This window comes from Lysinibacillus composti, assembly GCF_016908465.1.
Classification (GTDB): Bacteria; Bacillota; Bacilli; order Bacillales_A; family Planococcaceae; genus Ureibacillus; species Ureibacillus composti_A.
The window spans coordinates 112,185-128,125 of the sequence record NZ_JAFBDY010000008.1; the positions used below are offsets into that span (position 1 = coordinate 112,185).

At 37.5% G+C, this 15,941-nt stretch carries 12 protein-coding genes; all 12 read right to left on the bottom strand.

Going from position 1 to position 15,941, the window contains the following annotated elements; translation table 11 throughout:
* Window positions 1–27: 27 nt before the first annotated feature.
* Window positions 28–1,431, bottom strand: coding sequence for an amidase (locus JOD29_RS10715; protein WP_124764778.1), 1,404 nt, complete (start codon window positions 1,429–1,431; stop codon window positions 28–30).
* Window positions 1,432–1,634: 203 nt separating this feature from the next.
* Complete coding sequence (locus JOD29_RS10720) at window positions 1,635–3,095, bottom strand: aldehyde dehydrogenase family protein (protein WP_124764780.1); 1,461 nt, start codon at window positions 3,093–3,095, stop codon at window positions 1,635–1,637.
* Between the two features lie 83 nt (window positions 3,096–3,178).
* Window positions 3,179–3,730 carry a DUF3156 family protein gene (locus JOD29_RS10725; protein WP_124764782.1) on the bottom strand — a complete coding sequence of 184 codons (552 nt, stop codon included), beginning with the start codon at window positions 3,728–3,730 and terminating at the stop codon, window positions 3,179–3,181.
* Between the two features lie 69 nt (window positions 3,731–3,799).
* Window positions 3,800–5,215, bottom strand: coding sequence for an APC family permease (locus JOD29_RS10730; protein WP_124764784.1), 1,416 nt, complete (start codon window positions 5,213–5,215; stop codon window positions 3,800–3,802).
* Window positions 5,216–5,226: 11 nt separating this feature from the next.
* Window positions 5,227–6,390, bottom strand: a complete 1,164-nt coding sequence (locus JOD29_RS10735) for an iron-containing alcohol dehydrogenase (protein WP_124764786.1) — start codon at window positions 6,388–6,390, stop codon at window positions 5,227–5,229.
* Between the two features lie 359 nt (window positions 6,391–6,749).
* Window positions 6,750–8,060 carry a M14 family zinc carboxypeptidase gene (locus JOD29_RS10740; RefSeq protein WP_124764788.1) on the bottom strand — a complete coding sequence of 437 codons (1,311 nt, stop codon included), beginning with the start codon at window positions 8,058–8,060 and terminating at the stop codon, window positions 6,750–6,752.
* Between the two features lie 105 nt (window positions 8,061–8,165).
* Entirely contained in the window at window positions 8,166–9,206 is a 1,041-nt protein-coding gene (locus JOD29_RS10745) for a M14 family zinc carboxypeptidase (RefSeq protein ID WP_124764790.1), read from the bottom strand.
* 604 nt (window positions 9,207–9,810) lie between these two features.
* Window positions 9,811–9,978, bottom strand: a complete 168-nt coding sequence (locus JOD29_RS10750) for a hypothetical protein (protein ID WP_158610564.1) — start codon at window positions 9,976–9,978, stop codon at window positions 9,811–9,813.
* A 321-nt stretch (window positions 9,979–10,299) separates the two neighbouring features.
* Complete coding sequence (locus JOD29_RS10755; RefSeq protein WP_124764792.1) at window positions 10,300–11,835, bottom strand: AbgT family transporter; 1,536 nt, start codon at window positions 11,833–11,835, stop codon at window positions 10,300–10,302.
* A gap of 24 nt (window positions 11,836–11,859) precedes the next feature.
* A complete protein-coding gene (locus tag JOD29_RS10760) occupies window positions 11,860–13,044 on the bottom strand; it encodes an amidohydrolase (protein ID WP_124764794.1) in 1,185 nt (394 codons plus the stop codon).
* 332 nt (window positions 13,045–13,376) lie between these two features.
* On the bottom strand, window positions 13,377–14,675 hold the full coding sequence (locus tag JOD29_RS10765) for a helix-turn-helix domain-containing protein (RefSeq protein ID WP_124764796.1): 1,299 nt from the start codon (window positions 14,673–14,675) through the stop codon (window positions 13,377–13,379).
* A 444-nt stretch (window positions 14,676–15,119) separates the two neighbouring features.
* Window positions 15,120–15,908: a DUF2935 domain-containing protein gene (locus JOD29_RS10770; RefSeq protein ID WP_124764798.1), complete on the bottom strand. Its 789-nt coding sequence runs from the start codon at window positions 15,906–15,908 to the stop codon at window positions 15,120–15,122.
* Between the last annotated feature and the right edge of the window lie 33 nt (window positions 15,909–15,941).

Sequence of the window (15,941 nt, forward strand, 5' to 3'; positions counted from 1 at the left end):
TGGAATTTTACTATTATGAGGAGACTATTATTTTACGATTTTTCTTCCAATCTCCCATTTTGTTGTTTCAATATTCAACTTCTCTTCTAGTGCTAAAGCTGTTTCATAAATTACTTGCTCATTGTTGCTCTTGGAAATGATTTGTAATCCTATAGGTAATCCCGTTGTTGATACACCACATGGAATCGAAATTGCTGGTAGTCCTAAATAATTAAATGGTGATGTATTCTTTAAAATTGTCCACCTGATGTGACCAGCGTCTTTATTCTCGGTATCTGTTCGGACTGTTCTTTCTTTAATATTTGGCGGGAGGATTGGAATTGTAGGCGTTATGAAGACATCGAAATGATCGAATAGCGCATTACATTGTTTTGTTAATTCATTTTTTCTTTTTAATGCCAACGCGTACTCATGACCTTTGACCTCAATTCCTGTTAGTAATCGCTCTCTAACTTCTACTCCGAAAAGTGACGCATCACGTTCAAAATTCTCTCTATTATTAGCATAAGCTTCGGTACGTAAAATAGTTTTTTGATGTTCTGTAACCTCATCTAGCAGAGGGATTTTTATTATTTCTACTGTTGCTCCGATTTCCTTTAATAGATTTACTACGCCATTCACAGAAACCCTGACGTCTTCATCTAAATCGTCAAAAAAATAGTTTTGAGGGATCGCAATTTTCAAGTTGTTTAATTCTTTTACGTAGTCACCGATGTGAATTTCCTCTGACTCAACTAGGGCGTTATACATAAGGATATTGTCCTTAACTGTTCTCGTAATAGGACCAATATGATCTAAATTCCAAGAAAGAGCATAAACGCCTTCTCTTGACACTTTTCCGTATGTCGGTTTCATTCCCACGACCCCACAAAATGAAGCTGGAATACGTATTGAGCCACCTGTATCTGTCCCAATAGAGCCAAAACTAGTAAATGATGAAATCGAAGCTGCTGAACCACTACTTGACCCACCAGAAATTTTGTTGAGATCATGAGGGTTGCGAACTGGACCAAAATGGGATTCATCCCCTGTTGGACCATATGCAAACTCATGCGTATTCACTTTACCAACAATGATGGCCCCAGCCTGTTTCAATCGTTGAACGACAATAGCATCTTCAGTAGGAACGTAATCCTTATAGACAGCCGAACCCATGGTAGTTTTTATATCCTTTGTAAATATCATATCTTTAATAGAAATAGGAATTCCATGTAATGGACCTTTATATTGTCCATTAAGGATTTCAAGTTCACATTGTCTTGCTTCTTCTAGCAATTCTTCTTTTTCCCTTACTGTAATATAGGCATTAATTAAAGGATTAGTCTCTTCAATTCTCTCAATTAGCGATTCTACCAAATCAACAGGTGATAGCTTCTTTTCTTTTATCAGTTCTGATGCTTCATGTATTGATAGTTGTAAAATATTTGTCATTTTCTACCAACCTTTACTATTATTTTATTACTCTATTAATAGTAATGAAAGTTTAAGGGGGAATATACCTAATAATGCCTACAGCTCGTTTTATAATAATCAGAAATTAAGTTGTGTCAGTAATGCCTACTACTATACAGTTTTCAAAGGTCCCAAAACAAAAAGCCAATGACCGAGATCATTGGCTTCAAATACTTATATAATTAACCCTTAAACCATCCAGTAGGCTGGACGTTTAAGTTGATGTTGACTTGTTTGACTTCTTGGAAGGCTTCTAGACCGAAAGTACCAAGTTCACGTCCGATGCCACTTTGTTTGTAGCCTCCCCATGGGGCTTCGTTAAAGGTTGGGTGGTAGGCGTTGATCCAGGTGATGCCGGCTCTAAGTTTGCGGATTACTCTTTGGGCTTTTGCTCCATCATTCGTAAAGACCGCTCCTGCTAGACCGTAATCGGAATCGTTGGCAAGTTGAATTGCCTCTGCTTCATCCTTAAACGTTTGTACGACTAGTACGGGACCGAAGATTTCTTCTCGCACAATCGCCATGTCCGGCTTCGTATTAGCGAAAATCGTTGGCGCAACAAAATAGCCTTTATCATACAATTTGTCGCCACCACATAGCAGTTCTGCGCCTTCTTCTTTTCCTTTTTCGATGTAGGCTAACACTTTTTCCATGTGTGGTTTGGAGATTAATGGGCCCATCTCTGTATCTGGATCTGTGCCATCCCCTACCCTAATCGCTTGAGCTCGCTTCACTAACTCGGGAATGAATCGATCATATAGTGACTCTTGAAGGATTAAACGAGAACCCGCCGAGCATACTTGTCCTTGGTTAGCGAAGATGGCATATAATGCATAGTCAACAGCTGTTTCAAAATCTGCATCTTCAAACACGATGTTTGGCGACTTCCCTCCTAGCTCCAATGAAATGTTTTTCAACGTGTCTGCCGCGCTCTTCATGATTTTCTTCCCCGTTACGGTGCCACCCGTGAAGGCGATTTTATCGACTTGAGGATTACTTGCTAGTTCTGCCCCAACCGTTGCGCCCGCACCTAATACTAAATTCACCACGCCAGGAGCGAATTCCACTTCATCGATTAATTCGAATAATTTGATTAATGATAAAGGGGTTTGTTCAGCTGGTTTTATAACGATCGAACATCCCGCAGCTAGAGCCGGAGCTATTTTTTGAACGGCCATTACTAATGGATAGTTCCACGGTACAATCAGCCCTGCCACACCAACTGGTTCTCTTACGACAAAGGCTTGTATATCATCTGGTACATCATACACTTGTCCAGATGGTTTCGTAGCTAGTCCTGCATAGTAACGTAATTGATTCACTGCATCTTCAATATCATAGGAGGATTCTCTTAATGGTTTTCCGTTATTTAATGTTTCGATTTGAGCAAATGCTTCAATTTCACCCTCAAGTCGATCAGCAAGCTTAAATAACAACTCAGCACGTAATCTTGCGTGTGTCTCACCCCAACCCTCCCGATAAAAAGCATCATGCGCAGCTTGAATAGCAGCTTGGGTATCTTCTATTGTCCCTTCTGTTACAACAGCTATCACTTCTTCATTCGCCGGATTGATGATTTCTCTCGTTTCACCACTACTACTTAGCACCCATTGATTATTGATATACATTTTTTGTACGACCATTCTGCCACATCTCCTTTAAATTCAATTGCTCATCGACGAACCCGACTCCATTTTCTGGACTCGGGTGTCGTCAATTTTCACTTTCAACTTGTAAAAACGTCACGGATTCGTTGAACAAGTTGGATGGTTTGTTGGATTTCCACATCATTTGGTTTTCTGAAATACCGAACAGGTGGGATGAGCATCCAAATAAAGTCACCATAGTTCGGCCAAATTTCTATGTTCCAACCATTGTCACGTTTCGAGTAAGAAAGTTCAAGTTTTTCAAAATCAATTGCTTTACAAATTTTTATAATCTCAGGATCTTTATTTAATTTTGTAGCCAATTCATGTTTGGAAGTAAACTCTGGAATTTTCTCACCAAATAATTTCCCTCTATATTGTAATTTGATTGTTTGGTTATGAGGTAGTGCTGAATCTTCAATAAAACAATGCCACTTAAAAATATACACACGGCCCATCCATTTATTCATCACTTTGTAGGAAGAATACATACTTTTAATTCCAATCTTTTCAGCGTCCAGCTCGATACGATTTATGTCGGTTCTCGTTACAGTTGTAAAAGCGTTGAATTGGTCTGTCACTAATTTTAAAGAGTTCCAAGCTCGATTGTCGATGATTGAATAGATTCCCATGGCACACCCCTTGCTTTATAGTGACAGTCACTCTCACCAGGACATTTCGAATGACTGTCATTTTTATTTCTATTTTGAGTTTGTAGATTCTGATGTGTAGGCTTCGTCTAATTCACTACGTTTTTGAATACCCTCGAATACTTTCTCAAGTGGGACTGGTTGGAATAACTTTTGGCCAGTTCCTTTTAAGTACGCAATACTTAATACAATCAAAATGGCAATCACAATCGCTGAAATTTTCAGTACAGCTAAATCTACGTACAGTGTATAAATCATATATACACATGCCACAATCCCAACAATCTGTGGTAGTGGATATAAAGGTGTTTTAAAAGGACGATGTGCATTTGGGTATTTTTTGCGCAAGATTAAAACATCCACTTGTGTAATGATGTAAGACATGAGCCACGTACTACAAGCCACCGATATCATTGTTGTTACAAAATCGATATTAGCATTGTTTGCAAATGCGTAAATTAAGACGATCATCGTTAAACCAATTACGGTAAAAATCCCAACCCAAGGCGTTCTTGTTTTTGGATGAAGATACGCAAATGCCTTTGGTAGCAAGCCTTCTTTTGCTAGTCCATAAAGCATACGAGGAACTGCAGCTAAATACGTATCGCAAGTTGTGATCGCTGCGATAATTGAGACTATTCCCATTAACACGAGACCTGTATTCCCTAGCATTGCCGCTGCCCCATCTACATGAGGAATTGTCGAAGCCGCTAATTCATCTAATGCGATATATTTTGTTACACCTAAACCGAAAAGTAAGTCTACTAACCAAATCGTAAAACAACCAAAAAGCATGGCGAGTGGAATATTGCGACCTGGGTTTTTGATTTCTTCTGCAAGTGGAGCTACAAACTCCATTCCAATGTATAACCAAATGGCAATTCCCAACGTTCCCATTTGTTCTTTCCAAGTGATTGGAGAGAATGGTGGTGCTGTTGCTAATTGCTCTTGAGTTCCAATGCCTAACAAACCTAATAAACCAACGATTCCTAGTAAGGCCATCATACTGATTGCAAGAACCGATTGAACTTTTCCAAAGACTGATACCCCAAGCAAATTAATTGCAGCTAAAAAGATTAAAATAACGATTACTGCAATATACCACGGTACCCCTGTAAGTGTTTCAAAGGATTGTCCACCAACGATCATATTTGTGCCGCCATCTGTCCCAACAAGTACGATATATCCTGCAAGTACGGCGAAAATCGCTGGTAATTTTCCTAATGCAGAAAGTGTGTATTCCCCCACCATCCCTGCCCCAGGAATCATGGCAGCCATTTCCGAATAGGATAAGGCCACACTTAAAATGATAAATAAGGAGATTAAGGCAATAATACTAAATGCCGGCCCCCCAATTCCGTAACCATTCCCTAATACAACCATCGCAGTACCGGATACGACAAGACCTACCGATGCAGAATAGGCAGCCCAAAACCCTAACGTTCTATTTAATTTTAAATCTCCCATTCATTCACCCCTTATTTTTCAGAATAAGCTTTTCGGAACAGATTAAGATAATCTTCTTTCGTTGCTTCTCTTGGATTACTTGGAGCCGAGACATTTTGAGTTGCAGCTTCTGCTAAGTACTCAAAATCTTTTTCATTGATATTCTCTAAATCTCTCATTTTCAGGATGCCGACTTCAATGGCTAATTCTTTTAGCTTCGTCACCCCTTCGTAGGCGATTTCTTCAACAGATTTCCCATCAGTTGTAACCCCTAAAAGCTCTGCTACTTTTGCGTGTTTTGCTAGATCAGAAGGGATATTATATTCAAACACATATGGTAGAAGCATTGAGTTTGCGACGCCATGAGGAGTATCATACAATCCGCCTAACGCCTCAGCCATGCAGTGTACGCCACCCACATCGGAATTACCAAAGGCGATCCCTGCAATTAAACTACCAGCTAACATATTTCGTCTTGCTACTAGAGAGCTTCCGTTATTGACAGCTTCTGGGAGGTTTTTAACGATTAAATCAATCGCATAAAGCGCTAAAGCATCAGTGATTGGCTCGGATAAATTACAAGTGTAGGCTTCAATAGCATGAGTCAGCGCATCCATTCCTGTTGAGGCTGTAATCAATGGAGGGAGAGTTAAAGTTAATTCTGGATCTAGGATCGCGATTTGTGGAGCAACTTTATTATCAAGAATATTCATTTTCAATTTTGTTGTAGTGTCTGTAATAACTGAGAAAAAGGTAATTTCACTACCTGTACCAGCAGTTGTCGGAATACAAATTAGAGGAGTAATTTTACGTTGTAACACATTAAGCCCATACCAATCTTTAATATCGCCACCATGCGTCAAAAGGACCCCAACTGCTTTTGCAGTGTCCATAGAGCTTCCTCCGCCTAATCCAATTAGGACATCGACATTCTCTTCTTGCGCTATTTGGTAAGCAATCATACAATCTGTATCTCGTGGATTCGGTTTTACGTCATCGTAAATCACATATTCAATTTCGCTCTCCTGCAATAAACCGGTCACTCGGTCGACAATTCCTGTTGATTTAATCCCCTTATCGGTTAAGATCAGTACCTTTGAACCATTTAATTCTTTTACATAAGTAGCAAGTTGATTGACTTGTCCATTTCCAAATTCAATACGCGTCGACAGGTTAAATTGAAATGTTTCTAACATCATGAGTCCCCCTTTTAGTGTTGATTCTTAATGATATTTTGGCGGAGTAATATTCAAATTGGACATTGTGTAAAAGGTTTCAAACAACTCTTTTAACGTTTTGTAAAATGAAAGAAAGTGAAATCGTTCTCAATTACTAGTGCAGATAAGATTAAGGACCTAATGATTAGTGACTTTCTTAATTAAATTAATTTATAATTTTATGTGTAAACGGTAGCTTACAAAATAAAGAGGATAGCAAAAATGCTATCCTCGGTAAGATATTTTTAATTAAAAAGATATTCCTTTAAGTGTGGCAAACGATCATTTTTATGAAAGTATCGCCACTATGTTTTTGTCCTATTTAAATAAGAAGGTTTTTAATTTCTCGAAGTTGGATCACTAATTGAATTCGAAGCTTCTGGAATATCGTCATATACTTTTGTATCAACTTCGTAAACGGAACCATCAGCTAAACCTTTGAAGACTGCCATTAGCGGCTGTGTTACTGTTTCTTTCAACATACCCGATTGTTTTTGTCCAAGAGTTTGGCTTTGGCCCTTCAATTCAATTAACATGATTGAAGTATCATTTAGTGCAAATGCACCAAGAGCCGTACCTGGTAAGTTTACATCAGGATATTTTTGAACAGCCCCAAAGTGAGAATTTCCTTTTTGCAGCGTTAATGCTGATAACGCATTAACTTGTTTTGCAAGTGTTAGTACATCTTCATCCACTTCATATCGCTTGCCTGTAAATGGATCTGTGTAAGGATCTGCCACTACTGCTGCAAATTGAACTGGTACAGATCGATTATCTTCATCGGATACGGTATTGAACCCACGGTGGTGGACATCTACATAGACATCCGGTTGGAATTCTTTAAATACACTTGTGACTGTGCGTGCTTCAGCTGTTACGTAGAAACCTCCATATCTACTATTATTTGTTGACTTATCATTTAGGAATGAAGCAACCTTATTTAGATTCTGATCTTCTACTCTAAAGTCAAGATTTGGATTATAGTCACGGTTTTGATCGTATCCAGGGATTCCGTAAACTACACGGCCATCGTTATTTTGAGCTCGTTCACTACCATCTTTATTGTAGTACCATGGTGCAGCTGTATCAGATGGTAAATTAATGTTTTCCGGTAACCAAGTCTGATGAGTATAGCGAGTTGGATACCATTTCCCCTCGTATTGATTGTCTGCTCCTTCTGGGTTAATGCGTGGCATGATCCAGATCGATACTTTATCTAAAATCTCATTGACTTCCTTCCCATTAGAAGAAAGCTTTTGAATTAGGTCGATTGCTGCTTCAGCCCCAATTTGCTCATTACCATGAATTTGAGCTGTAATTAGGATACGTTTCTTATTTGGGTCATTGTCTCCAAATTTTGCTACATAGATTGGTTCACCTTTGTCGTTTTCCGTTTGATAGCCATCTGGTGCTAAGTTAGTATAGCCTGCGATTTCAAGCTTCATCTTTCCGTTAGAGGAAGCAGCAAGTTTTTCAAGCTTTTTTGTTAATTCGGCATTTGACATATAGCTTGATAGAGAAATATTTTGGTTGTCTTCAATGTACGGTCCGTTTGGTGTGGATTGAGGTGCTGCATAGGCTGCTGAGGAAACACCTACTGTAAGTGCTAGTGTTGCTGGTAAGATCACTTTTGAAAATTTCTTTTTCATAATATTCCTCCAAAAATTTGATTTTTATTTTATCAAACTAGTATCTTATTTATAAGCTTTCATCGAGTAAATGCCTCTATATTTACTCATATCCTTAGCCTTTTATTATTCTGAAGGGCGAGATGTTTGAGTGTCTAATGTATCCCAGAAACTGATATCTGCGTTTTCAATTGAACCATCTGCAATTGCGCGAACCGTTGCGTCTAGTGTCGTAATCGTTTGTTTAATTAAATAACCGTTACTTTTTTGTCCGATGACACGAGAAGGATCCTCATGGTCAGACATTCCGCGCATTTCGAATAATAGTGTAGAAATGTCATATTGAACAGCTGCACCGTTACGTCCAATATTTTCACCACTGCCACCATTATATTTTCCGATATGACCCCAGCCAGTAGAATCAACTGCATTAAAGACAACGGCACCTAGCTTTTTGGATTTCTCTAATACTTCTGGCTTCACATTTTCGTTTGTTGGATAAAGTATAGATCCTGAAACTAATTTCCCATCTCGTTCAAGGTTCGTCCCTTGGTGATGAAGATCGATCATGTAGTCAATATCATACTTTTGTAAAACATTTTCATGTAGAGCTTGTGTTTCAGGTTGTAATTTATCGACATGATCACGGTTTAAGTCCGTTCCAACTGCATTGTAACGTGTTAAATGACGTCCCCCATCTGCAACATAATCATCTAGAGAAAAATTAACATCGCCCATTGCGCCATCTGCATTTAGCATCGGTACAATTAATATATTTACGTTTTCAAGGATGCCCTTTGTTTTACCTGTTCCTAGATGTTTGATGAATTCTAATGTACCTTCCGTTGTAAGTTGTTCATTTCCGTGCTGTTGCGTTAAAAATAGTACAGTTGGGTTATTCGGATTCGAAATATATTTCGCTAAATAAATATCACGATTTTTTACCGTTTTTCCGATCACTTCAAGTTGCATAGCCGCTTGCTTCGCATCTTGCGTTTTAAGGTACTTTACCATTTCATCATAAGTGTACAGATTAGATGTTTGAATGGATTCATTTCCATTGTAGTTTGGACCTTCCCCCACAGCATAGGCTGGTATTGCAGCTGGTGTAACAGCACCTACCGCCAAAATTCCTGTTAATGATAGTGCAAATAATTTCTTTTTCATAAGTTCCCTCCAATTTCTATATTCCAAATATTGAATCAATTACTAGATTAAGGATATCTATCTGCATATTAATTGTATATAGAGGTAAACTATCAATTATCTATCACATGTAATAGGTGAATTATAATACTTTTCAAAATTTTCAATATATTATATTGCTTATCTTTTCGATATAGAGTGACAGTCACTTACGGGCAATGACAATTCTTGAAGACTTCTAAAAGGAGACTATCCTATTCATATTGGAGAAAGGGATTAGGCGGATAGCTTTCGTTTAGATTGGAGTATGTAAAATAGGTATGAAGAGGCAAACTTAACTTTATGTAAAATAGTACGGTTCAAAATTACTATTGGCAAAAGATAATTGAACTAGTACAAAGCATTCTAGATGGGTATGATATTCTATTGATATCTTATGTCTTTAGTAGCTTTTCTTATTTGGCAGTTATCATACAACTATAGAAGTTCGTTCCAAATAAATTAAATGATCCTGAACCTGCAAAAACAAAAAACTACCCAACCCGATCTTTCGTCAGATTGAGTTGAGTAGCTTTCACTATTTTAAATTTTTAAAACTTATCATTATGATTCACATTATTCATTATTATTTGTCTGCTTCAGTGAAGTTTTGCTCTTCCGCAAATTCCTCACGATTGCGGCTGCGGTGGAAATTGATTTCTTCGGCGAACTCTTCACGATTGCGGCGGTTGCGATTGAAATCTACCTCCTCCGCGAACTCTTCATGTTTGTGTTTCTTTTCGTTTTTATTCATTTCCCATTCACCTCCATGTTCATTATTTTGAGACATGTCGGTTTTTTTATTCAGAAATCACTGGTCAATATTTAATTGGTTCACTAATAAAAAAGCTGAAAATTTTCATACTACTGATAGGTCGGATGATGACAAATCTATTTGATTTCGACTGTTAACTGATTAAATTTGAAAAAATCCATAATCGCCTAAACGTTTCCCACTTTTTGAAATTCAAAAGAGGCCTGAGCATGTTCGCTCGGACCTCCTTTATTTCAATATTACAAATATTAACATCACAAGAAATTATTTTGGGACAAGGAACCTGTCCCCTATGTCCCATTATTTTGCTGTTACTCCAGGTCCTAATGGTAAGCCTAGAGTAAACCAGATGAATAGCATGATTACCCAGACAATCAAGAATGATAATGCATATGGAATCATTGTAGAGAAGTATGTTCCGATTCCTGCATCCTTCTTATATTGTTGGTAGTAAGCCAAAATTAGTGGTAAATATGGACTCATTGGTGTAATCATATTTGTTGATGAATCTGCGATACGGTACGCAACTTGAACGAAAGCTGGATTATAACCGATCAACATAAACATTGGAATAAATACCGGCGCTAACATTGACCACATTGCCGAACCACTCGTGATAAATAAATTCATCAACGACACGAATAAGATGAATAAAATAATCGCTGGGAATCCAGTTAAGTTAATGCTTTCTAAAAATTCAGAACCATTCACCGCTAACACAACGCTAAGGTTTGTCCAGTTAAAGAATGCGACGAATTGGGCAATGACAAATACTAATACGATAAAACTAGCCATTGATTTAATCATATCCGTCATGAATGCTGGAACATCAGCAGAAGATTTGATTACACCTACGACCTTTCCGTAAACGACAGACGTTAGAATAAAGAAAATTAAAATGATTGGAATGATCCCTTTAATGAATGGAGATGATAAAATCCCTCCCGTTTCCGGATCACGTAAGAAACCATTTTCTGGTACAACCAAAAATGCTAAGAAGGCAATGAAAGCTAATGCAGTTAAACCTGTTGCTTTTAATGCACGTTTTTCTTTAGCAGTAAATGGCTCCATACTCATTTTCACATTGCCATTATAAGTTCCAAGACGAGGCTCTACAAATTTATCTGTAATCCAGCCTCCAAGAATAGCTAAAATAAAAGTCGAAACAGACATAAAGAACCAGTTATCGACAGGAGTAACGACCAAGTCTGCACTTATTGCTTGAACAGCTTGTGTACTAATTCCAGAGATCAGTGCATCTGTTCCAGCAATCATAATGTTTGCTGTAAAACCAGCACCCCAACCTGCTACACCTGCTGCAAACCCTGCTAGTGGGTGTCGACCTACAGCTAAGAAGAGCATCGCCCCCATAACAGGAATTACCGCTATGGCAGCATCTGAAGCAATGTTTCCTAAAATCCCAATAAATACAACTGCATATGCAAGTAGCGCTTTAGGCACATTCGATACCATCGCACGAAGTACCGCTTGAATTAATCCAACTTTTTCAGCTAATCCAATACCAAGGGTCATTGCTAAAATCAGACCAAGTGGTGGGAAGCTTGTAAAGTTCGTCAACATATTCGTTAAAATCCAATGAACGCCTTCTTGACTTAATAAGCTTTTAACGGCTACATTTTCACCTGATACAGGATGAATTACAGATACATTCATCGCAGCTAACACTACAGAGATGATAATAAAAATACCGCACAAATATACAAACAACATAAATGGATGTGGTAGTTTATTACCGACTGTCTCAATCCATTTCAGAATCCCTTTATGTTCAACTTCAGCTACTGCAGGCTGAACGTCAACTGTTTCTTTTACCATATAATTTCCCCCTTTTCTTTTTGCCTATCCTAAAATCTTCTGCACTGTATGGACAAACAATTTAACGCCATCTTTAAACGAATCTTCATCCACAGTGAATCGTGGGTGATGATGTGGGTAAGTAATCCCCTTCTCTTCGTTTCCAGCCCCAATTAATACGAAGCAACTTGGAACCTCATTTGAAAATGCAGAGAAATCCTCTCCACCCATTAAAGCGGGCATTTCGAGTAATGGATTTTCATCCCATTGTTCTAAGATTGCTTCTTCGACAAGTTTTGTTATGTTTTCTTCATTTATGACTGACCCATAACCATAGCGATAATCCAATTCGTAAGTTGCTCCATGAGCTTCAGTAATTCCTTTTACGATTCTCTCCATTGAACGAACTGTAAGCTCTCGTACATCTTCTCCAAAACTTCGAACAGATCCACTTAGTTTAACCGAATCTGGAATCACATTATAAGCGCCTAATCCCGCTTGGAAATTCGTTACGGATAACACTAATTTATCTTGCGGATTGGCATTTCTCGCAACAATTTGCTGTAGATTCGTCACTACTTGTGCACCAATTACTAATGGATCAATAGCATTTTCAGGTTGGGAAGCATGTCCACCTTTCCCTTTAATCGTAATGTCAAAACGATCTGAATTAGCTGTTACTGGACCATAATTCAACACGATCTTTCCAACAGGAATGGTTGATATTAAGTGAACGCCTATCATGCAGTCAACCCCATCTAATACACCGGCTTTTACCATTTCCTGAGCTCCACCTGGATGAATTTCTTCTGCATGTTGGAAGACAAAGCGAACTTCCCCTTTAATCGACTCTTTCATGGAAGTCAAAATCTTTGCCGTCCCTAACAACATGGCAGTATGAGCGTCATGTCCACATGCATGCATCACACCAGGTACCTTTGAAGCAAACTCAAAGTCATTTTCTTCATGAATTGCAAGTGCATCCATATCTCCACGGAGACCTAGCACTTTACCAGGTTGCCCACCAATAAGACGCGCAACTACACTTGTCTTTGTTGGTCGAGAGATTTCAAGATTTCCAAATGATTGAAGCGTCTCATAAACAAATTGAGCCGTCTTTTCTTCCTGGAATGAAATTTCTGGATGCATATGTAAATATCTTCTCCATCCAATTACGTCACTTTGAACCGATTCTATTGATCTATTAACATCTATTAATTGCTGTACCATAACAAACAAATCCTTTCTTCATATCATTCGCGACACTTAAACGACATTTTCGTTAATCAAATTATATATGCTCAATAAAAATTAAACAATACTAAAATTCAGATTTTTAATAAAAAAATTTTTATCAAGAGTAAACCATTGAATTTCGTTACTATTTACAATTAAAAACGAACATTAATTATAATATTTATTAAAATTGTTCGTTTATAAGTAATAACCTATATAAACTTTTATTACTTTTTACTTTTTCTTTAATAAAAAAACTGCAGAAAAATCGAAAGTTTCTCGATTTCTCTACAGTTTAAATACTATATTTTTTGTTATAAAACACTTTAACTTTTTAAGCGATAAATTTTACTTGGTCTTCCTCTAGTAGATTGAGATTCTTCTCCTTGATATTCGGCAAGATCTAACTTACAAAGACTTGCAATAATTCGCTGAGCATTACGTTTAGTCATCGATAAATGGGTAGCTAGATCTGCTGCTGAAAATGTCTCCCAGCTCATTCGTTGGATTAATGTTTCGATTTTGTTATAGGTTTTTATGCTGATGTTTGCCTCATGCAATTTTTCTATCATTTCTTTATCTTGAGAACGGAATGAATAACTTAATTCTTCGTCTTGTCCTATTGATTCAATCATAACGCCATCTTCCTGCACGATAATAAAGCCACGATTAGGTTTCTCTTTTGAATGTCGAACAGCTGTATAAGCATTCATCTCCGCAGCAGATGCCGTTTCTCCATATCCAATCCCGACCGCTACCGGTATACCCGTGTCTAATGTGAGTTGTTGCACAGTCAATTGCAACATATCGATTTCTCGCTCAATAGCACCTCGCGAGCTAAAAATCTGATAGCGACCGTTACCTGTTTCCAAGAACGACCCATCAAGTTTTTCACAAAATTCAAGGAGCGTTTTCCTTATTTTTAATTCCTCCTGTAGCAACTGAACACGGGTATGGATTTTTTCGCTTTGTAGCTCATACTGATCGAATTCGATAATTTCCACACCAATTTGCGTATCTTTAAAGTAGGAACTTCTCACTTTTTCAATAAGAATATGTAGGGCTTGTCGAATTTCCATCTTGGTAATGGCAATCGGATAAACAGGCATTCCTTCTTCCACTAACGCATGATAGACGGATCTTAAGCAGGTTAAAGCGCCCTTACTCTTCCCTTCTTTCCACAAATCTAGATGAAACTGAATGATTTCCTGTGAATTAAAATTTATGTCAAATGATTTAATATATAAATCGCTAACTGGAATCTCTAGCTCGTTCAATGATTCTTGGAGATCTTCAGTCTCAATAATATCAATTGTAAATCCTTGCAAAATTTGCCCGTGATTTTGAGATAATTGGATGATTGCTCGATAAAGACCTGCTCCGGTGTTTGGAGCATAAGCGTAATTCATATTTTCATTTTCAACTGTAAGTGCCACCTGATAAGGGATAGGACCTGAAAAAAACCAACCATCCACTTGATGATGATGTTTTTTTACAATATGTTTTGCTTCCTTTGATTCTTGATAAGGAAATGGAATAAATTTAATTTCATGTTCAAATTCATTTGCTACTTCTAAAATACGTTCGATCGATGCGGGTGGACCGATAACGCCGATTCTATGCATAGTTACTAATTACTCCTTCAACTCCAACCTAGAGTATTTAATTGAAGTGGTTGGTCTTTTGGTGATTATGTATATGAATATATTAAATGACAAATATGGTTCATGCGATTATTTTTCGACAGTGAACTCTGCTTTTACGAATTTATTAGCTCGCATTCTAGAATGAAAATCAAAAATATATTTGCATCACATTGATTCATTAAGGGGTTTTTTCCCATAATTATATCATACTTCCATTGAATACTAACAAGTCTGAGGACATAACTATTAACTCAACCTTCTTAAAAAACTTTGTCTCCAACATGAAGACCCTATTCATCTAGCATAAAAAAAGGTCTCCATTAACTAGATGAAGACCCTTTTCGTTACATTAAATTGTAAAAATGTTCTTCATCCAATAAAGAGCTTCTAAGCATTTATTTTATTGATGCTTAGAATTAAAGGTTAGACATTTTCCAAAGTCGCCTCATATAAATCGATAATCTCCAAGAATCTCTCGGCTTCTCTAAAGGTATGGTCCGCTAAAAGAGGGTGAATATTGCTTTTAATCCGACATGCTTCGATTAATTCGCGAGCAGTTTTCTTAAAATCACGTAAAGATTTCACGGATACGCGATTTTGATCAAGCATTTGATCTAATAATGGGATTGTTTTTGATTGTGGTTTCATATGCTCTAGATCAATTGCCTGATATAATAATTGGTCAAAATCATGACTAAATTCTCTAGCCTGGTCAACTAGTTTTCTTTCTGACGGATCTAATAGGTGGCCAATAAACTTCGCGTGATCTGCCATAATTTTAAGAAAGAACACGTTCTCTTTAATAATATCATCTGGTTTTGGGGCAAGGACTCCTGCATTCAGTTCTTTTAAGCGGTTTGCAAAGTATGCGGCTTCCCTACTAATATGATCAATTAGTAAAGGGTAATTGTTATGGCGAATTTCACACCGTAGTGTCATACCTAACACTTTTCTTTTATAAGCCCAAATAGCGACAGCTGCCTGATGTACCTCATTATTAAATGCTTGAACAAGACGTGGCTCGGAGTTGACCGTGAGTCTGCTTAACTTTTCTTCGATCCTTTCGAATAGATCAATAAAGTGTTGCGCTTCAGCGATTAATTGTTTTTGGTCATACGTAAAACCTAAGCTTAAGAAAAAAGCATGTTCTTTCATAATTCTTGACCAAAAACGAATTTCATCCAATGACCGCGCAACAATCGGATTAACCATTCTGACCCTCCTTATTATTATTCGTTACATATA